The sequence below is a fragment of the Polynucleobacter sp. MWH-UH25E genome, from assembly GCF_018687095.1.
In the GTDB taxonomy this organism is placed as follows: domain Bacteria; phylum Pseudomonadota; class Gammaproteobacteria; order Burkholderiales; family Burkholderiaceae; genus Polynucleobacter.
Genome location: NZ_CP061286.1, coordinates 1,817,106 through 1,836,765, shown reverse-complemented (window position 1 = coordinate 1,836,765; position 19,660 = coordinate 1,817,106). Strand labels below are relative to the sequence as shown.

The 19,660-nt window shown below is 45.5% G+C and carries 17 protein-coding genes and 1 tRNA gene; 13 read left to right on the top strand and 5 right to left on the bottom strand.

Features of this window, described 5'->3' with window-relative positions; genetic code table 11:
* The first annotated feature begins 45 nt into the window (after positions 1 to 45).
* From ICV39_RS09415 to ICV39_RS09370, 10 genes are all read left to right on the top strand, one after another.
* Complete coding sequence (locus ICV39_RS09415) at positions 46 to 2,430, top strand: ABC transporter ATP-binding protein (RefSeq protein ID WP_251372676.1); 2,385 nt, start codon at positions 46 to 48, stop codon at positions 2,428 to 2,430.
* Positions 2,427 to 2,903, top strand: coding sequence for a DUF1854 domain-containing protein (locus tag ICV39_RS09410; RefSeq protein WP_215389823.1), 477 nt, complete (start codon positions 2,427 to 2,429; stop codon positions 2,901 to 2,903). Before ICV39_RS09415 ends, ICV39_RS09410 begins: the two co-directional genes overlap by 4 nt.
* A 15-nt stretch (positions 2,904 to 2,918) precedes the next feature.
* Positions 2,919 to 2,994, top strand: a tRNA-Thr gene (locus ICV39_RS09405).
* Between the two features lie 524 nt (positions 2,995 to 3,518).
* Positions 3,519 to 4,781: an oxalate/formate MFS antiporter gene (gene oxlT / locus ICV39_RS09400; RefSeq protein WP_215389822.1), complete on the top strand. Its 1,263-nt coding sequence runs from the start codon at positions 3,519 to 3,521 to the stop codon at positions 4,779 to 4,781.
* Between the two features lie 112 nt (positions 4,782 to 4,893).
* A complete protein-coding gene (locus ICV39_RS09395; protein WP_215389821.1) occupies positions 4,894 to 5,262 on the top strand; it encodes a DUF2946 family protein in 369 nt (122 codons plus the stop codon).
* 79 nt (positions 5,263 to 5,341) lie between these two features.
* Positions 5,342 to 5,530 carry a hypothetical protein gene (locus ICV39_RS09390; protein ID WP_215389820.1) on the top strand — a complete coding sequence of 63 codons (189 nt, stop codon included), beginning with the start codon at positions 5,342 to 5,344 and terminating at the stop codon, positions 5,528 to 5,530.
* A 36-nt stretch (positions 5,531 to 5,566) separates the two neighbouring features.
* Complete coding sequence (locus ICV39_RS09385) at positions 5,567 to 7,750, top strand: TonB-dependent receptor (RefSeq protein ID WP_215389819.1); 2,184 nt, start codon at positions 5,567 to 5,569, stop codon at positions 7,748 to 7,750.
* A gap of 86 nt (positions 7,751 to 7,836) precedes the next feature.
* On the top strand, positions 7,837 to 8,997 hold the full coding sequence (locus ICV39_RS09380; protein WP_215389818.1) for a sialidase family protein: 1,161 nt from the start codon (positions 7,837 to 7,839) through the stop codon (positions 8,995 to 8,997).
* Positions 8,994 to 9,473 carry a TlpA disulfide reductase family protein gene (locus ICV39_RS09375; protein ID WP_215389817.1) on the top strand — a complete coding sequence of 160 codons (480 nt, stop codon included), beginning with the start codon at positions 8,994 to 8,996 and terminating at the stop codon, positions 9,471 to 9,473. Before ICV39_RS09380 ends, ICV39_RS09375 begins: the two co-directional genes overlap by 4 nt.
* A 38-nt stretch (positions 9,474 to 9,511) precedes the next feature.
* Positions 9,512 to 9,994, top strand: a complete 483-nt coding sequence (locus tag ICV39_RS09370; protein ID WP_251372675.1) for a copper chaperone PCu(A)C — start codon at positions 9,512 to 9,514, stop codon at positions 9,992 to 9,994.
* A 75-nt stretch (positions 9,995 to 10,069) separates the two neighbouring features.
* Here the strand turns inward: ICV39_RS09370 and ilvD are convergent, their stop codons facing one another.
* Complete coding sequence (ilvD, locus tag ICV39_RS09365; protein WP_215389816.1) at positions 10,070 to 11,761, bottom strand: dihydroxy-acid dehydratase; 1,692 nt, start codon at positions 11,759 to 11,761, stop codon at positions 10,070 to 10,072.
* 227 nt (positions 11,762 to 11,988) lie between these two features.
* Here ilvD and ICV39_RS09360 point away from each other — a divergent pair, with 227 nt between their 5' ends.
* Both ICV39_RS09360 and ICV39_RS09355 read left to right on the top strand, forming a co-directional pair.
* Positions 11,989 to 12,618, top strand: a complete 630-nt coding sequence (locus ICV39_RS09360; protein WP_215389815.1) for a response regulator transcription factor — start codon at positions 11,989 to 11,991, stop codon at positions 12,616 to 12,618.
* 90 nt (positions 12,619 to 12,708) lie between these two features.
* Entirely contained in the window at positions 12,709 to 13,722 is a 1,014-nt protein-coding gene (locus ICV39_RS09355) for a helix-turn-helix domain-containing protein (protein WP_215389814.1), read from the top strand.
* A 25-nt stretch (positions 13,723 to 13,747) separates the two neighbouring features.
* On the opposite strand, the gene ICV39_RS09350 is transcribed toward ICV39_RS09355, so the two are convergent.
* The 3 genes from ICV39_RS09350 to ppa form a co-directional block, all read right to left on the bottom strand.
* Positions 13,748 to 14,086: a P-II family nitrogen regulator gene (locus tag ICV39_RS09350; RefSeq protein WP_215389813.1), complete on the bottom strand. Its 339-nt coding sequence runs from the start codon at positions 14,084 to 14,086 to the stop codon at positions 13,748 to 13,750.
* Between the two features lie 71 nt (positions 14,087 to 14,157).
* Complete coding sequence (locus tag ICV39_RS09345; RefSeq protein ID WP_215389812.1) at positions 14,158 to 15,777, bottom strand: NAD+ synthase; 1,620 nt, start codon at positions 15,775 to 15,777, stop codon at positions 14,158 to 14,160.
* A gap of 33 nt (positions 15,778 to 15,810) precedes the next feature.
* Positions 15,811 to 16,347: an inorganic diphosphatase gene (gene ppa, locus ICV39_RS09340; protein ID WP_215389811.1), complete on the bottom strand. Its 537-nt coding sequence runs from the start codon at positions 16,345 to 16,347 to the stop codon at positions 15,811 to 15,813.
* A gap of 173 nt (positions 16,348 to 16,520) precedes the next feature.
* Between ppa and ICV39_RS09335 the strand changes: the two genes are divergently transcribed.
* Complete coding sequence (locus ICV39_RS09335) at positions 16,521 to 18,581, top strand: sodium-translocating pyrophosphatase (RefSeq protein WP_215389810.1); 2,061 nt, start codon at positions 16,521 to 16,523, stop codon at positions 18,579 to 18,581.
* Positions 18,582 to 18,677: 96 nt separating this feature from the next.
* Here ICV39_RS09335 and trxB read toward each other — a convergent pair whose 3' ends face one another.
* A complete protein-coding gene (gene trxB, locus ICV39_RS09330) occupies positions 18,678 to 19,634 on the bottom strand; it encodes a thioredoxin-disulfide reductase (protein WP_215389809.1) in 957 nt (318 codons plus the stop codon).
* Between the last annotated feature and the right edge of the window lie 26 nt (positions 19,635 to 19,660).

Here is a 19,660-nt window from a genome sequence, read left to right as displayed (position 1 = left end):
GGTTTTCTGCCCCCTAAAGTTGACAGAGGCAATAAATCTAAAAAAATGAGCTCCACTATACTTTTGGAGTTAATGAAGCCAAAAATCCTACCTTTTGCCCCAGCTTTGCCAAGCCACTGGCAAGCCATTTTGAAAAGGGAAAAATCGCCTATTCAATCCCAAGAAGCTGTGTTGGCATGGGTTGAGCTCGATTTAGACGCGGATCTGCGCTTTAACAAGAGCCTCTTGCTGCTGACAGAGCAGCTTTTGATTTGGACTGACGGTCAGCATTTCGAGTCTTGGGAGGTCAGTACAGAAGAGCGCTTGGTTCATGGAGACCATGCAGGAGTTGGACATTTAAGGCTTGAGTTAGCCAATAGCTTGAAAAGGGTCTGGTATTTCACTCTGGCAGTGAACCCACAAGTATTACGTCTTCAATCGTCTTTCAGAAAGCTTACCAAGGATGGCCAGCAGAGTGAGGCAGAACTCGGTGAGTATGACAAACAAGTTTGCCCAGTTTGCTTGAGCCCTAAACCAGCAAACTCCGATGCATGTCCAACCTGCGATCCTGAGGACGATAAGCCACCATCAACTTGGACATTATTCAAGCTCTGGCGTTTTGCTAAGCCTTATCAAAACCAGTTATTACTCGGTTTCGTATTAACGCTACTTTCTACTGGCGCAACTTTAATTCCGCCATATCTCACGATGCCTTTAATGGATCATGTGTTGATTCCATATGAGCGTGGTAATCCAATTGATTTCCATTTGGCGAGCATGTATTTGCTAGCGCTATTCGGCGCTGCGCTAGTTGCTTGGGGTCTCGGTTGGTGGAAGACTTATTTGCTTGCATTAGTGAGTGAGCGCATTGGTGCTGACTTACGTAACACCACCTTTGAGCATTTGCTGAAACTCTCGCTCGAGTACTTTGGGGGCAAGCGTACCGGTGATTTGATAGCCCGCATTGGCGCTGAGACGGATCGTATCTGCGTCTTCCTATCCCTTTATGCGCTTGACTTTGCGACCGATGTTCTCATGATTACGATGACCGCGGCCATCTTAGTTTCAATCGATCCTTTGCTCGCATTAGTCACACTAGCTCCCTTGCCATTTATCGTTTGGATGATTCATGTGGTGCGCGATAAGTTGCGATTTGGTTTTGAGAAGATTGATCGCATCTGGTCTGAGGTTACCAACATTTTGGCTGACACCATTCCAGGAATTCGTGTTGTTAAAGCATTTGCACAAGAAGATCGCGAGCTCAAACGTTTTGTAGATTCCAATAAACACAATTTACAAATCAATGATCGAGTCAATCGCGTTTGGGGATTGTTTTCACCCACAGTGACTTTATTAACTGAGACTGGTTTGCTGGTCGTATGGGGCTTTGGCATTTGGCAGGTGGCGCATCAAAAAGTAACAGTGGGTGTTCTGATCGCTTTCCTTGCTTACATTGGTCGCTTCTATGTGCGCTTGGATTCCATGAGCCGCATTGTTTCGCATACGCAAAAAGCGGCCGCTGGCGCTAAACGGATCTTTGATATTTTGGATCATGTATCAAGCGTCCCTGAGCCAATTAATCCAGCACCTTTGGGTCCTGTACAAGGCCGAATCACCATGCGTGGCGTGGGATTCCGATATGGCAATCGTGCCGTATCCAAAGGAATTGATCTGGAGATTGCGCCTGGTGAAATGATTGGTTTAGTTGGTCATAGCGGTTCGGGTAAGAGCACCTTAGTGAACTTGATTTGCCGTTTTTATGATGTGAGCTCGGGATCAATTGCGTTAGACGGGCGCGATATTCGTAGTATCGGAATTGCCGACTATCGCAAGCGCATTGGTCTTGTATTGCAAGAGCCATTCCTGTTCTTTGGAACAATTGCAGAAAACATTGCATATGGCAAACCTGATGCAACTCGCGAAGAAATTATTGAAGCTGCTCGCGCTGCGCATGCTCATGAATTTATTCTGCGCTTGCCGCTGGGTTATGACTCGCTAGTAGGTGAGCGCGGCCAATCGCTCTCTGGTGGTGAACGTCAACGGATTTCTATTGCGAGAGCGTTGTTGATTAACCCAAGTATCTTGATCTTGGATGAGGCGACTTCATCGGTCGACACTACTACCGAGAAAGAAATTCAGCGGGCTTTAGATAACCTGGTTAAAGGCCGCACAACCATTGCAATCGCTCACCGTCTCTCCACCCTGAGAAAGGCTGATCGCCTAGTAGTGCTTGATAAGGGTGAGATCGTAGAAATTGGTTCTCACGAGCAGTTAATGGAAGCGCAGGGCGCTTACTACACCTTGTATCAAGCCCAATTACGTCACGCCGCAGAGCTAGTTGAAGGTGGCGCTATTGGTGAAAGTTTGGAAGAATCTGATCAAGATAAACAAGAGGAAAAACAAGAAGAGACATTGCAAGTGATCGCAAAAAATATTGGGGGAGGGGTATGACACAGCATCAATCTGCCAATGCACTTCATCGCGATTCATTAGGCCGCTTAGTTTTCGTTGACGCAAAAGGTGTTTCTCATATTGGCGTTCACCCAGTGAGAGCATTCCCCATAACTGCAACAGGTGTTGGTATTGGCATCATGAATCAAGCAGGTAAAGAAGTTTGCTGGTACCCGAATGTCGCGGATATTCCTAAAGCAGAGCTTGCGCTGATTGAAGAAGAGCTAGCCGCCCGTGAATTTATGCCGGTGATTGAAAAGATCACCAGGGTTTCTACATTTGCAACACCAAGTATTTGGGATATTGAAACTGACCGTGGGCCAACGCGCATCCGCCTAAAAGGTGAGGAAGATATCCGCAGAATTGCTGGCAATACACTTCTGATCGCCGATTCAAATGGCTTGCAGTTCTTAATTAAGGACTCTACCCAGCTAGATAAGGTCAGCAAGAAGTTTTTAGACCGTTTCCGCTAGAATTTACTCAAGAAGGCCGCTTTAGCTCAGTTGGTAGAGCAGTTCATTCGTAATGAAAAGGTCGCCAGTTCGATTCCGGCAAGCGGCACCATAAACCCTACTTCAAAAATAAAAAAATCCAATAAAAACATTTACTTATATAAATAATTGTTATCGTGTTCTATTAAAATTGACTTATCCGAACTTGTTGCATAGCAATAATATTAGGGTTATACTCTAGGTATTAACCCTTAAGGAGATTCAAATGACTGTACTGTTGAATATGATTAACCAGCTTTTTACTGAAAGCACAACTAGCCAAGAGCAGGCTCCCCGTCACTATGATTTTGACGGTGCTTACCGCGGCATGTAATTTAAAAAATTACAAAATCAAAAGGCCACCTTCGGGTGGCTTTTTTGTTTGAAAAATTTCATCTGTCAGCACAAGTAAATTCAGCAAAATCACCCTTAATAGCCCTTATTTTTAAAAGGATTTTGGGAGGGTAATCACTAGTGGGGTTTTGAAGGAATCTTGATTAACGTCAAGATTAACTTTAATCAAATGCTTAAAAATCACACAACCCCTATTGATAGGGTGATTTTAAGAATCTATAAAAGTATAAATAGGAGATTTAGATGAGCGGTACGCAAACTACTGGGCCAATTGGAGGCCGTTGGTTTCAGCTACTAATCGGCATTATTTGTATGTCGATGATTGCTAACTTGCAGTATGGTTGGACCTTGTTTGTAAACCCAATTGATGCCAAGTTTGGCTGGGGTCGTGCAGCAATTCAGGTTGCATTTACGATTTTCGTATTGACCGAAACTTGGTTGGTGCCTATTGAGGGTTACCTCGTTGATAAGTTTGGCCCACGTCCAGTAGTGTTCGGTGGTGGCATCTTATGCGGTCTTGGCTGGATGATGAATGCCCACGCAGAAACATTGACAATGCTTTACGTAGCAGCTGCTGTGAGTGGTGTTGGTGCGGGTGCTGTTTATGGCACATGTGTTGGTAATGCCTTAAAGTGGTTCCCAGATCGTCGTGGTCTGGCTGCTGGTATGACTGCGGCTGGCTTCGGTGCTGGTTCTGCGTTGACCGTTATTCCAATTGCAAACATGATTGCTAACCAAGGCTATCAAGATGCTTTCTGGTATTTCGGTATCGGCCAAGGCGCCATCGTAGTAGTGCTCAGCTTATTGCTTTCTAAGCCAATCAAGAGTGCTATTACCAGTGCAAAAGCAGCTGTTGTGCAAACACGTAAAGACTTCCGTCCAATGGAGATGGTGAAGCAGCCTGTATTCTGGATTATGTACGTCATGTTTGTGATGGTTGCTGCTGGTGGCTTGATGGCTACTGCTCAGTTGGGCCCAATTGCTAAAGACTTCCAAATTGCTGGCGTAACCGTGAGCTTGATGGGCTTGGCATTGCCAGCTTTGACATTCGCTTTGACAGTTGACCGTGTATTGAACGGTTTGACACGCCCATTCTTTGGCTGGGTATCTGACAAGATTGGTCGCGAGCAAACCATGACTTTATGCTTCGCATTCGAGTGCTTGGGTATTCTTGGTTTGTATTACCTCGGTCGTGATCCAGTATTGTTCGTTCTGTTAACTGGATTAGTGTTCTTTGCATGGGGTGAGATCTATAGCCTGTTCCCATCAACCAATGCTGATACATTCGGATCAACTTATGCAGCTGGTAATGCAGGCTTGCTATACACAGCAAAAGGCACAGCATCTTTGCTCGTTCCGTTGTCTAGCGTATTGGTAAGCGCTACTGGTGGTTGGGAAGCGGTTTTCTGGGTTGCTAGTATCTTGAACGGTACTGCTGCAATCTTGGCTTGGTTTGTATTGCGCCCTATGCGTCGCAAACTTATCGAGCGCTCTGCTAATATGTAATTTGGTTCACATACCAACGCAAAGGGGTCTTAGGACCCCTTTTTGTTTCCCCAAAATGTAATAAGAATCAAAAGAGAGGGCAGCTGGTTGATTCAGATAAAATGCTCCCATCATGAATTTCCATAAAAACTGCTTCATTCACTGGATTGCTGCCATGGCAATTGCAATGAGTGCGCTTGCGCCAGCGGTTTCACAAGCAGTGTCACTTGCGAAGGGCGGTCACGGTTTTGCAATGGAAATTTGTTCTGCGGATGGCAGCAAGATGAAGTTAGATGTACAGATTGATGACGAGGCAAGCAATTCAATGCAGCCTTGCTCATACTGCGTAGTTCACGCCTCCATCACACCGGCATTTAATACCAATCTCACTTTTGCAGCGCCAACATCATTTGCGTTGCTTCCAAAACTTTTCTATCAATCACCCAAGCCCCTCAACGTTTGGGTAACACCTCCCTCAGCTGCTCCTCCCACAAAAGCCTAAGAAAACTTAGGGCATAGCCTAGCTATGTATTGGTAATCACGCATTTCATGCGTGGCAGTCATCTTGTATGGAGAAGTACATGTTTGTGTCTGAAAAAGTCTCATATCGCTTAAAGCGCGTTTATATCGGCATTGCTATGGGCGTTGCCATCTGGCTTGTGTATGTCAGTTATTTAGTTCTTTCAAGCGCCATTAATACCAACGCCCCCATGACAAGCCTTGAGTTGACACTCACGCCGCTGACAACAGGTGGCCCAGCGCAAAAGTAATTTCAAATTTATTAAGCCCAAACACCCCATCAGAATATGAAAACTATAAAAATCACACCGATAGCCTTTGTAGCAGTATTGATGCTAAATCAAGTAAATGCTCAGACAGTTGCACCTCCTGATTATGGTCAGCGTATTGGTGATGTTATCGTCAGCGCTAGCAAAGCAGGTACAGAATTAAAAGATATGGCCCAGAACACTTCAGTTTTAACAAATGAAGATATTCAAAATGCGCCAGCTATGACCATTGATCAGGTACTAAAGAACCAATCGAGTGTTTTTTTAAATGATCAGCCTTATTATGAGAAAGACCCAACTGGACAGAGTTTAAATGTTCGCGGTCTTGGAAATGCAAGAACGCTGGCACTGATAGATGGCTTACCTGCCAATGATGCAATGTATGGGACTATTCAGTGGAATCTTGTTCCCTTGTCTGCAGTTGAAGATGTTGAGTTAATTCGTGGAGGTGTGTCTAATCTCTATGGGAATATGGGTATGGGCGGTGTTGTAAACATCACAACAAAACCAATTTCGGATAACAAAGGTGAAATATCTGGAAGTTATGGAACATTTAATACTAGTAATGCCGCGGTTTCCAAAGAAATTGCAGTTGATGAAGTATTAAAGCTTCGGGTGTCTGCTGATTACTTCAATACCGATGGATATATTAATCAGCCCACTATTTCGCCCGCTACTGTGTATCCAAACAAAAATAAGGCCAACCAATCGGCCCCGCTCTTACCAGGGATGGGGCCTGAGAGCGCGGGAAGTGCAAACTATCGACTGCAGGGTTCATTGAAATTAAGCTCTGATACTGATGCATTCTTCAATATTGGTTCGCATAATATGCATAACTTACCAACTGGTGGGTATAACTTTGCAACCAAAACAACAAACGAGACAACATTCTCCGCCGGAGCCACAACACGGTTGAGTGCCTCTGAAAAAGTACAGGTAAATGCGTATTACGAAAATACTACTTTATGGCAACAGAACGTCAGCAATAGTCCGCCTAGCGCTCCTTATATCAGCGCCAACTACAATGATCCATACTCAACCACAGGCGCATCTGCTCAATACACCAAAGATTTAAAAGATCAAATCATCGACCAAGCAATATTGAGTGTAGATGCGCGGCAAGTTGCGGCACAGAATTTAACAAACTCATTTAGCTCTGCGGCCGGCTACGCAAGCGGCACTGTTACCTCATCAGATTACGCCAAGGGTCAACAGGAATTCTATGGGCTAATGGCTCAGTTCAAGTCTAAGATGGATGTTATACCCCTGCAAGCTACTCTATCGCTGAGGGGGGATCAGTGGCAGAGTCAAACTCCAACCTATTGGATAGCGGGCTCAAACGGCATTCCATCGTATACCAACGTGCCAAATCAGACTGTCAATAAATTTAGCCCAAATCTTGGATTGTTATATCAGGCTACAAAGGAACTGGATTTTAGAGCCGCTGCATATCAAGGTTTTCATGCGCCTGGACTTAACAACACATTGAGAACTTATGGGAATGCAACCAGCGTAAGTCTTGCTAATCCACTTCTCACGCCAGAGAACATGACAGGTTATGAAATCGGAACGGACTATCGTTGGAATGCTGGATTTGTCCAGGTTACAGGATTTAGTGCGCAGGTTAAAAATGCGGTGTATGCTCCAAACGTATCATTGTCCCAGGCTCAAGCTGCTGGATGTCCTGCTACTGTATGTACTGGACTGGGTGGTCAAACATATAGCCTATACGGCAACAATCAGAACTTACAAAGTCAGGGGCTGGAGGTCCAAGCTCATCATGATATCAATGCTCAATGGGGTATTGATGGTACATATACCCATACCAACACTGTGTTGACTTGGATAGGTGATGGCGTTAGTTCAACGCTAAATCCTATAGGCTCGCAGGTTGGTGGTGTACCACAAAATATGGGCTATGCTGCTGTGACTTATTCGCCTTTGCCAAAGACCAGTATTTCTGCCAATATTCGTTGGGTTGGAAATTCTTGGTTGGATGGAGCGCATACCCTACCAGTAGCTGGGTATGCGGTAATTGGTTTGAAGGCAAATTATCAAATCACCCAACAAGCTTCTATTTTTGCTAGTGCAGTCAATTTATTTAATCGTAACTACATTACCTATGGAACTGGAACCAGCCAGGGAAGTTACATTCTTGGTCAGCCTCAAACAATCACCATTGGTGGTCGGATTATTTTCTGATGCTTGTAATACTTAACCAATCTTTTTTTGGACGTCTCCTGCTGGGCCTCGTGGGACTTTTTGCTCTCCAGTCTGCAGTTGCCCAAATGGATCACTCATCTCATGGGATAGGCATTGCCCCAGCTAAGCCTGCAGCTTGTGTTGGGTCTGGCTTAGAGTGCGCTAATGCTGCGACCCCATTCTTTATGCCTGACGGCAGTTTGTTATTAGCTTGGACTGCGGGTGGCGTGGTTTCAGTGGCGCAGTCGGCAGATAAGGGAAAAACATTTTCACCGCCAGTTACCGTTGCTCAACACGGCAAGTCTTTGGATTTAGGTGCTGACGCTAGACCGCAAATTGTTGCTAATTCCAACGACCAAGTATTTTTGGCTTACTCGTTCTTCAAGGATTCCAATTGGAACGCGCAAATCAACACTGCGATTTCAGATAATGGCGGCAAGACATTCTTGGAGCCAAAGTCCTTAGTGAGTGACTCAGCTAGTCAGCGATTTCCGTCCGTACTGATTCAACCAGACAATAAGATTTTCGTGGCGTGGATTGATAAACGCTTAGTGGCTGATGCTAAGAAGGCAGGGCAACAACGTCTAGGTGGGTCTATTGCATACACTTTCTCTGAAGATAGTGGGCTGACTTTTGCTCCAGAAAGAATTGCTAACGAAGCAAGTTGCGAGTGTTGCCGAATTGGTGCAAGCAGGGATCCTAAGGGCGGCGTAGGAATTGTTTACCGTGCAATCTTTGCTGGTGGAATACGTGATCATGCTAGCCAAATTATTACGTCATCGCGCCATGGAAAAATCCGCCGCATATCTAATGATGACTGGAAAACAGATGCATGTCCGCATCATGGGCCAACCATCGCCATCTCTGATTCAGGGAAGATGCATGTTGCTTGGTTTACGCAAGGAAGTAATCGTTCAGGGGTGTTTTACGCAAGCTCTGTTAATCAGGGTGAGACATATACAAAACCACAGCGTATTGGGGCGGTAGATGCAAATATATCAAGACCATATCTGTTAGCGGCAGGCAACTCCATTTGGTTGGTATGGAAAGAATTTGATGGGGTGCGTACAGCAATTCACCTCAAGAAATCATTTGACGATGGGAAGACATGGTCTATGCCAGTACTGGTGTCTAGCACAGCTGGATACAGCGATCATCCATTGTTATTAAATCAAGGTGCTGAGGTATATCTCTCTTGGCTTACTCGCGATAATGGCTACCAATTGATTCTATTAAACTCAAGATGATGAAAAAATTCCTATTACTGATTTCTTTGCTATGCATCTTTACTCAGTTAGGGTATGCGCAAAACAGCACACTAAAGACGTACCAAAAGGGCGATTGGAAAGCTGTTACTAAGCCTTACACTGGTCAAGCAGTAGTGATTCACTTTTGGGGTGTAACTTGCGCTCCTTGCGCTAAAGAGATGCCGCAATGGGGAAGATTTGTTGCTCAAAATAAGAATGCGAAAGTTATTTTTATACAGGTCGATGATGTATCTCCCGATAGCGCTTCAAAGATGATGTCATCTAGCGGACTTGCTAGAGTTGACGCTTATACATTGGCGTCACCATTTGATGATGCTTTGCGCTACGAGATTGATCCTAGGTGGCGCGGTGAAACACCGCTGACATTGCTTATCGATAAAAATGGCAAAGTGATTCGGAAAACAGGCACTATGGATTTCGATAAATTAAAGCAGTGGTATTTCGTAAGTGCTTAATTTGGTTGGCAAGGTAATGAATTCTTAAGGAGAATGAAATGAAACAATTTTTATTTAAAGTGATTGCTATCGGCATATTTGGACTTACTGTGTCAAGTGGCTCAATGGCGCAGGGAGTTACAAAAACTGTCAAAACCGATGTAATCAAAATCGAGGGCGCCTATACACGCGCTACTGCTCCAGGCCAACAAGTAGCTGGCGGTTTCATGAAAATCGATAACAAAGGTAATGTTGCAGATCAATTGGTATCTGCTAGTTCTCCAGCAGCAGGCGAGGTGCAGTTGCATGAAATGGCTATGGAAGGCAATGTCATGAAAATGCGTCAAGTCAAAGATATCGCGGTTCCTGCTGGCGGTTCAGTTGAATTAAAGCCAGGTGGCTACCATCTTATGTTTTTAAATCTTAAGGGCCCATTTACCGCTGGCCAAACCGTTCCGGTTAAGCTGAAGTTTGCGAAGGCAGGGGAGCTTGAGGTAAAGATGCCTGTAAATGCTATGGGTGCTCAGCACAATATGCATTGATTAATATAAATTACTAGATAATAAAAAAGCCCCTAGTTTTATCTAGGGGCTTTGTTTTACAGCTTCCGACTTTTCTTACAGATCCAAGTTCAAGTCCGTTACCGCGCCTTTACTTGCTGTACTTGCAAGCTTGGCATACTTCGCTAGCAAGCCGCGGGTATAACGTGGCTTAGGTTGCTTCCAAGCTGCGCGACGTTTAGCGATTTCTTCATCGCTCACATTGAGTTGAATTAATAGCTTATGCGCATCAATGGTTACTGAGTCACCTTCATTGATGAGCGCAATCGTGCCGCCAACATAAGCCTCAGGAGCTACGTGACCAACGACCATGCCCCATGTGCCACCAGAGAATCGACCATCGGTAATGAGGCCTACAGACTCACCTAAGCCCTGACCAACAAGAGCTGAGGTAGGGGAGAGCATCTCACGCATACCAGGACCACCCTTAGGGCCTTCGTAACGAATCACAACGATGTCACCATCTTTAATCTTCTGAGCCATGATGGCTGCCATTGCGTCATCCTCTGAGTCAAATACACGGGCTGGGCCAGTAATAGAAGGATTCTTGAGGCCGGTAATTTTGGCAACGCAACCTTCTGGAGAGATATTGCCTTTCAAGATTGCCAAGTGGCCTTGTTTGTACAAAGGATTATCTAAAGTGCGAATTACTTTTTGGTCTGCGCGCGGTACAGATGGAACATCTTTTAAAACTTCAGCAATCGTTTTACCGGTGATGGTCATGCAATCACCATGCAATAGGCCGCCATCTAACAAAATTTTCATCACTTGTGGAATGCCGCCAGCTTGATGTAAATCTGTTGCAAGGTAAGTGCCTGATGGTTTCATATCAACGATAACGGGGACGCGTTTACGAATGCGCTCAAAGTCATCAATTGTCCAGTCGATTTCTGCAGCGCTGGTAATGGCCAAGAAATGCAATACCGCATTAGTTGATCCACCAACCGCCATGATGACGCTCACAGCATTCTCAATTGATTTTTTGGTAATGATGTCACGTGGACGCAAATTATTTTTAATGGCTTCCACCAAAACACGTGCAGACTCGGCAGCGCTCGCTACTTTCTCAGCATCTTCGTTTGCCATTGTGGAAGAGTAGGGGAGGCTCATGCCTAGGGCTTCAAAGGATGAGCTCATCGTATTGGCGGTGTACATACCACCGCAAGAGCCGCTTCCAGGGCAAGCATGCTGCTCTACACCCTTTAGATCCTCTTCATTCATACGACCGGAGGTAAATTCACCAACCGCTTCGAATGCGGAAACAATATTGAGATCTTTGCCTTTGTAATGGCCTGGCTTGATGGTTCCGCCATAAACATAGATTGCGGGAACGTTAGTGCGGGCAATCGCCATCATGCCGCCTGGCATATTTTTATCGCAACCACCGATAACGACTACACCGTCTTGCCATAATCCATTGACACAAGTTTCAATGCTATCGGCAATCACTTCGCGTGATACGAGAGAGTACTTCATACCCTCTGTACCCATTCCAATACCATCAGATACGGTTGGCGTGCCAAACATTTGTGCCTTGGCGCCGGCTTCTTCAAGAGCAGTCACTGCTGCATCAGTTAATTTTTGAAGACCACTGTTACATGGAGTAATAGTGGAGTGGCCATTGGCAACACCAACCATTGGCTTGGAGAAATCCTTTTCTTGATAGCCCATCGCGTAATACATTGAACGATTAGGTGCGCGGGCAACTCCCTCGGTGACCATACGAGAGCGTTCATTGAGGCGTTTCATGCAAATTACTCCAAAAAAGGGTTGTTTCGAAAGGCTCTATTGTGCCGTGATATATCAAACGCGGTATTTCTGGGGCGGATACGGAAGCTGGCTTCTAAATGCTGCGTTGCAATATCAAATCTCAGAAAATATCGTTGTTTGGTAGTAAATATTAGCCTGATAGCTAACAGCCTGATGAAATTCTCTACAGTACATTTGCCTATCTAATACTTTTTCCTTTGAATTCAATGACTAAAGTCGGCCATGTTTATTTAATTGATGATGACGAGTCTATGCGCTTGTCTCTCACCAGGATGTTGCGAGAGTTGGGCTATCTCGTTGAGGATTACGCCTCTGCTAAGGTCTTTATAGAGAAGTCCGTCCCAGTGTCCCCGGCGGTTATTTTGTTAGATATGCAAATGCCAGATATGACCGGCTTGGATTTGCAGGAAGCGCTTTTGAAATTAGGCCGCAAAACGCCAGTCGTGTTTGTAAGCGGCCAAAGTCACCCCCATCAAATTGTCCAAGGCCTCAAGAGAGGGGCGCTCGATTTCTTATTTAAACCATTTAATCTCGAAGAGCTATTGAAGGCTGTCTCGGATGCAATTGACTTCGATAGAAGTCAATTAAAGCGTGTTTCTATTGATGTTGAAACAAAGCGTGATTATGAAAAGCTGACCCCCAGAGAGAGGGAGGTTTGTGCTTGGTTAGTTAAAGGGCTTTTAAATAAAGACATTGCCGTTAAGTTGGGTACTACAGATGCCACGATTAAGGTGCACAAGGCTAGAGTGATGGAAAAGATGCATGCGGATTCGCTGCAGACTTTAGTCAAGAAGTACTTGGAATCTGACCTTGAAAACCACCCCCTTACGGTGTAATTTGAACAATTGCCTATACAGCTAATTACTTCTGTGCAATTATGGGATTAGTATCAAATTTATTAAATTAAACAAAATTGATTCTGGCAAGTGAACACACCAAATAAACTTCCTGATATTAAGAAAGAGGCATTTACCAAGGCTCGAGAAAGTCTCGGTTTAAGCACTAAAGAATTATCTGGGATGGCTTGTTTATCTGTGCGCCAAATCGAGCAAATTGAAAATGGTGAGTCCAGCTCTTTTTATGGTCCGCAAGTAAAGGTAACTGCTGCAAAAAAAGTAGCAGGCTTACTAAAGTTGAAAGAAGAAGATGCTTTTGATTTTGGAGTAGTAGCGACTAATAAAGCAGAGAGTAAAAAAGAGACTCAAAAAGAGGCTAAGGACTCAGAAAAAGTAGTTAAGCAAGTTCAATCAGCTGATGCAGAGTCATCAAAGTCGATTAAGACAAACGCCCCTGAAAAAGCAGATAACGTAAAGAAACTTTCACCATCTCAAAAAGCGATTGATCAAAGAAACCAAAGTGCCGCTTCAAAAAACCCAAAGAGAAAGTTATACATTCTTGGGGGTGTTGCTGCGGCACTAGTTTTTTCAATTATTAATTTGCGCCCACTATTTTTCCCAGAGGTGGTTAAAGAGGAAGTGGTGGTTATGGAGCAAACTCAAGCGGCGGCTCCTGTTGATGTACCCGCTGATCCTAAGGCAACACCACCAGCGAGCACCCCAGAGCCAGTTGTAGCTGCTGTTGCTCCGGCTCCAGCTGCAGTACCATCAACAGAATGCCCCGCGGATACAGCAGCAGTGAGCTACAAACCAGACGCCCCTAAAAAGGCAGGCGATATGGTGTATTTACAATCGAAGACCGCCCAAACGGTTTGCGTTGTGGATGCGAGTGGCAAGACTCAAAATAAAACATTAGAAGCTGGAGTGGGTACCAGCGTATATGGGAAGCCGCCATTAAAGGTGCTGACATCGGGCGCAGCTCAGGTTGATATCTATTATCAAGGCGTAAAAGTACGCCTATCAAATATCACCGCAAAGAATATTCTTTTGGAGCCGGCTGAACTCACTCAGCCATTGGCTCCCACAGATTCCCAGTTTCGTTGAAATGGGATTGGTCTAAGCAAAATCCTTAGACTGCAGATTCGTTTGTTTCGCCAGTACGAATACGAATTACTTGTTCAACTGGAGTGATAAAGATTTTTCCATCACCAATCTTGCCGGTGCGTGCAGCCTTGGTAATTGCCTCGATAGCTACTTCAACTCGGTCACCAGGAACAACTGCTTCAACTTTTACTTTAGGCAAGAAGTCGACTACGTATTCAGCGCCACGATAGAGCTCTGTATGACCTTTTTGACGGCCAAAACCCTTTACCTCAGTTACGGTAAGGCCAGTTACGCCAACTTCAGCCAGTGCTTCACGAACTTCATCGAGTTTGAACGGTTTAATAATTGATGTAATGAGTTTCATGTATTCCCCCTAATGCAGTAATCATACCTAGAACTGGAAAGAAGTGCCAAATTTGGCCTTCCTCGAGCTCTTTAGGCTCTAAATTGAGATGTGATGGGATAGCGCCAGTCACGACCGAAAGCGCGGGTAGTAACGCGAACCCCAGGTGGTGCTTGGCGTCGCTTGTATTCATTTAACTTAATCAAGCGCGTCACTTTTTCTACGCTTTCGGCATCAAAGCCCTCGGCAATAATCTGCGCGATGGATTGGTTCTGCTCCATATAGCGTTCCACAATGCCATCGAGCACTTCATAAGACGGTAGGCTATCTTGATCTTTTTGATCGGGACGCAATTCTGCAGAGGGCGCGCGTGTCAGAATGCGCTCTGGAATGATAGGCGCAATACTGTTGCGATAGGCGCACAAACGATAAACTAAAGTCTTGGCAATATCTTTAATGACAGCAAAGCCACCGGCCATATCTCCGTAGAGGGTGCAGTAGCCGACAGCCATCTCACTCTTATTGCCAGTTGTTAATACAAGGCGTCCAGTTTTATTGGAGAGCGCCATCAGCAGGGTGCCACGAACACGTGCTTGAATATTCTCTTCAGTAGCATCCACAGACATGCCCTTGAACTGTTCTGCTAAAGAAGCTTCTAGCGCATCAACAGGACCGCTAATTGGAATCTCATCGTATTGGACGCCTAAGTTCTGCGCCATTTCACGGGCATCAATCCATGAGATGTCAGCGGTATAGCGTGAAGGCATCATGACCGTGCGTACTTTGTTGGCACCAAGCGCATCAACCGCAATAGCTAGTACTAGGGCAGAGTCAACGCCCCCTGATAAACCAATAATGACGCCAGGAAAGCGATTCTTATTGACGTAATCGCGCACACCCAAAACGAGAGCTTGATAAGCCTGTGCTTCTACGCTTTGTGTTGCGGTAATGGATCCAGCCTCAAGCTCGGCAGCTGCATTGACATTGACTAAGCCAAGGCTAGACTCAAATTGAGGCATTGCCATCACTACTTCGCCTTTGCTATTTAAAGCGAAGGAACCACCATCAAATACCAGTTCATCCTGACCACCAACGGCATTGACATATACCAAGGGCATTTTGGTTTGCGCGATATGACTGCGCAAGACATCAATACGTAATGCTTCTTTCTGGAGATGGTAGGGTGATGCGTTAGGCACTAGTAATATTTGTGCGCCAGAAGCGTGCGCTTGTTTTGCTGGATCAGCATGCCAAGCATCTTCACACAAAATCACACCATATGAAATGCCATCGCATTCAAAAACACAGGCTTCATTGCCGGGTACGAAGTAACGCACTTCATCAAAGACTTCATGATTAGGTAATTCTTGTTTGGCGTAACCCGCAATCACTTTACCATTGCGCAATACGGACGCATAGTTCTGCAGACCATTTTCAGTTTGTTTTGGATTTCCCACTATGACCGTGAGATCTGGAAATTGCGCTAGTAAGTTTGTAAGCGATTCCAGCTCACGTGCAGCCGCTTGAATAAAAGCGGGCCGCAGCAATAAGTCTTCTGGAGGGTAGCCTGTGAGCGAAAGCTCTGGTGTAACAAGAAGCTTGGCGCCTTTGGCGCTGGCTTCCTGGGCGGCTTTAAGAATGAGCTGCGCATTGCCGGCCAAATCGCCCAGTAATGGGTTGATCTGGGCTAGGGCGATGGTTTGCGCGCTCACTCCGAATCACAAAGCCTAATCAGTGTTTAAGAATTAAGCGTGCTCTTTGTTGTAACGCTCAATGCCCTCAAGAATTTCTTCATGGGCTTCCGCAACGCCACCCCAACCCTTGACTTTGACCCATTTACCTTTTTCGAGATCTTTGTAGTGCTCGAAGAAGTGTTGAATCTGATTTAAACGCAATGGATTAATGTCTTCTGGTTTTTGCCAATGAGTGTAAATCGGCAAAATCTTATCTTCTGGAACTGCTAACAATTTTGCATCTTGTCCTGCTTCATCTTCCATCATCAAGATACCAATCGCGCGGCAGCTTACAACAACGCCTGGAATGAGTGGGAATGGAGTAATCACGAGAACGTCAACAGGGTCGCCATCACCAGCGATGGTTTTGTTGATGTAGCCATAGTTACATGGGTAGTGCATAGCAGTGCCCATAAAGCGATCGACAAAAATAGCGCCACTCTCTTTATCAACTTCATATTTGATTGGATCCGCATTCATTGGGATTTCAATAATGACGTTAAAGCTCTCTGGGATCTTTTTACCTGGCTTGACGTTGTCGAGACTCATAAATACTCCGAATAGTGATTAGTAAATACCCTGATCCTCGAGAGGGGGCTCAGGGGTAATTCTGCTACATACTGGTACAGCTTAAAGACCATAGTTTAAAGCCTTCGCAAACCTGGTCGACCTAAGCGCTAGTAGATACAAAACAATAAAGACTAACTTTAGGGAGTTCAAGCATGAGTAATGTCACTTTAGGCTTGTATTTTGCCTTAGCATGCGGTGTCCTAGCCGTGATTTACGGTTTTGTGATGCGCGGCTGGATTTTGAGGCAAAGTACGGGCAACGCCAAAATGCAAGAAATTGCAGAGGCGATTCAGCAGGGTGCGGCAGCTTATTTATCGCGCCAATACAAAACGATTGCCATTGTCGGAATAGCCCTCACTATTTTGATGGCGCTCTTTTTAGATCTTGCAACCGCAATCGGCTTTGTAGTCGGCGCAGTTCTATCTGGTGCATGTGGTTTTATCGGCATGAACGTTTCAGTGCGCGCTAATGTGCGTACTGCCGAGGCTGCAACCAAGGGAATGAACGAGGCACTAAATGTTGCATTTAAAGGTGGCGCTATTACTGGCATGCTAGTGGTGGGCCTTGGACTCCTAGGCGTTGGCTTATTCTTTATGTTCTTAGTTTCAATTGGTGCTGGACAAGATCTCTCATCTGTCTTGCATCCATTGATTGGTTTGGCTTTTGGATCTTCTCTCATTTCTATCTTCGCCCGTTTGGGTGGCGGCATCTTTACTAAAGGTGCAGACGTCGGTGCTGACCTCGTTGGTAAGGTCGAAGCAGGCATCCCAGAAGATGACCCACGTAATCCAGCAGTGATTGCCGATAACGTTGGTGACAACGTTGGTGATTGCGCAGGTATGGCTGCCGACTTGTTTGAAACTTATGCGGTGACACTAATCGCCACAATGGTCTTGGGATCCTTGATGGTCTCTGGTGCGCCAGTGGCCGCAATTATTTACCCATTGGTTCTTGGTGGAGTATCGATCATTGCTTCCATCGTTGGCTGCTCTTTTGTTAAAGCAAGTCCTGGCATGAAGAATGTGATGCCGGCACTATACAAAGGTTTGATTATTGCTGGCGGTTTGTCATTGGTGGCCTTCTACTTTGTGACTAATTTCATCATGCCTGATGATGCTTTGGGTATTCCAGGTAGCCAGTGGCGTTTATTTGGTTCAACTGTAGTGGGTCTCTTACTGACTGCCGCATTGGTATGGATTACCGAGTACTACACAGGTACTCAATTTAAGCCAGTGCAACACATTGCTGAGGCCTCTACTAAAGGTCATGGCACAAATATTATTGCTGGCTTGGGCATCTCGATGAAGTCGACCGCTTATCCAGTGCTATTTGTTTGTGCAGCGATTTTTGCTGCTTACTGGTTAGCTGGTTTGTACGGTATCGCAGTAGCCGCTACAGCGATGTTGTCTATGGCAGGTATTGTGGTTGCGCTTGATGCATACGGCCCAATTACAGATAACGCTGGTGGTATCGCAGAAATGGCTGGATTGCCACAAGCTGTTCGCGACATCACAGACCCATTGGATGCTGTTGGCAATACAACCAAAGCAGTTACCAAAGGTTACGCGATTGGCTCTGCTGGTTTAGCCTCATTGGTGCTTTTTGCAGACTACACCCACGCATTAGAGGGCATTGGCCAGCAAGTATCTTTTGATCTATCCAATCACATGGTCATCATTGGACTCTTTATTGGCGGCATGATTCCTTACTTGTTTGGTGCGATGGCGATGGAAGCAGTAGGTCGTTGTGCTGGTGCGGTAGTGGAAGAGGTGCGTCGTCAGTTCCGCGATATCCCAGGCATCATGTCTGGCACTGCAAAACCTGAATACGGTAAGGCAGTGGATATGCTCACCTCAGCTGCGATCAAGGAAATGATTATTCCTTCCTTATTGCCAGTGATTGCCCCTATTGTTGTAGGTCTCTTATTGGGACCTGCTGCACTGGGTGGCTTATTGATGGGTACTATCGTGACTGGTTTATTTGTAGCAATCTCGATGTGTACCGGTGGTGGTGCTTGGGACAATGCCAAGAAATATATCGAAGAAGGTAACTTCGGCGGTAAAGGTTCTGAAGCGCATAAAGCAGCTGTGACTGGTGATACTGTAGGCGATCCCTACAAAGATACCGCTGGTCCAGCAGTAAACCCATTAATCAAGATTATCAATATCGTTGCCTTACTCATCGTTCCATTGCTACCAGTAATTACACGATAAGCACGCGTTAAACAATGCGCAGCTGAAGTAGTTGCAACAAACAAAAACGCCTAGCTATGCTAGGCGTTTTTTATTGCTCGATTGCTCCAGTGATATTTAAGCGAGTGATTCCAAATACCGCTGTGCATCCAATGCAGCCATACAGCCTGTACCAGCGCTAGTAATAGCTTGACGATAGATGTGATCTTGAACATCGCCCGCAGCGAACACGCCAGGGATATTGGTAGCGGTAGCGTTGCCCTCTAGACCTGAGTGGGTCTTGAGATAGCCATTGTTCATATCCAATTGACCTACGAATAGCTCAGTATTAGGTTTATGGCCAATGGCAATAAAGGCACCAGTTACGGCAATCTCTTCAGTGCTGCCATCTTGTTTTTTGATGCGAACACCAGTTACGCCTTTTTCATCACCGAGAACTTCGTCAAGAGTGGAGTTCAATTTCAATTCCACTTTGCCTTCAGCAACTTTTGCCATCAAGCGATCATTGAGGATTGGTTCAGCGCGGAATTTATCGCGACGGTGAATCACAGTAACTTTTTTGGCGATGCCAGTGAGGTAGAGCGCTTCTTCAACAGCGGTATTACCCCCACCAACAACGCACACATCTTGATTGCGGTAGAAGAAGCCATCGCATGTTGCGCATCCAGAAACACCGCGACCCATGAATGCCTCTTCACTTGGCAAGCCAATATATTGAGCAGAAGCGCCTGTACAGATAATTAACGCATCACAGGTATAGGTTCCAGCGTCACCAACGAGGCGAATAGGCTTCTCTTTGAGAGCGGCTGTATGGATATGGTCAAAAATGATTTCTGTATTGAAATGCTCGGCATGCTTTAAAAAGCGATCCATCAGCTCTGGGCCCTGAACCCCGTTAGGGTCTGCTGGCCAGTTTTCAACGTCGGTAGTGGTCATTAATTGACCTCCTTGAGCCAGGCCAGTGATAAGGGTGGGCTTGAGATTGGCTCGGGCGGCATAAACGGCAGCTGTATAGCCTGCAGGACCAGATCCGAGAATGAGAACTTTGGAGTGTTTTGGGGTATTTGTAGTCATAACCAAATTATAGAATTGCTTGTTTA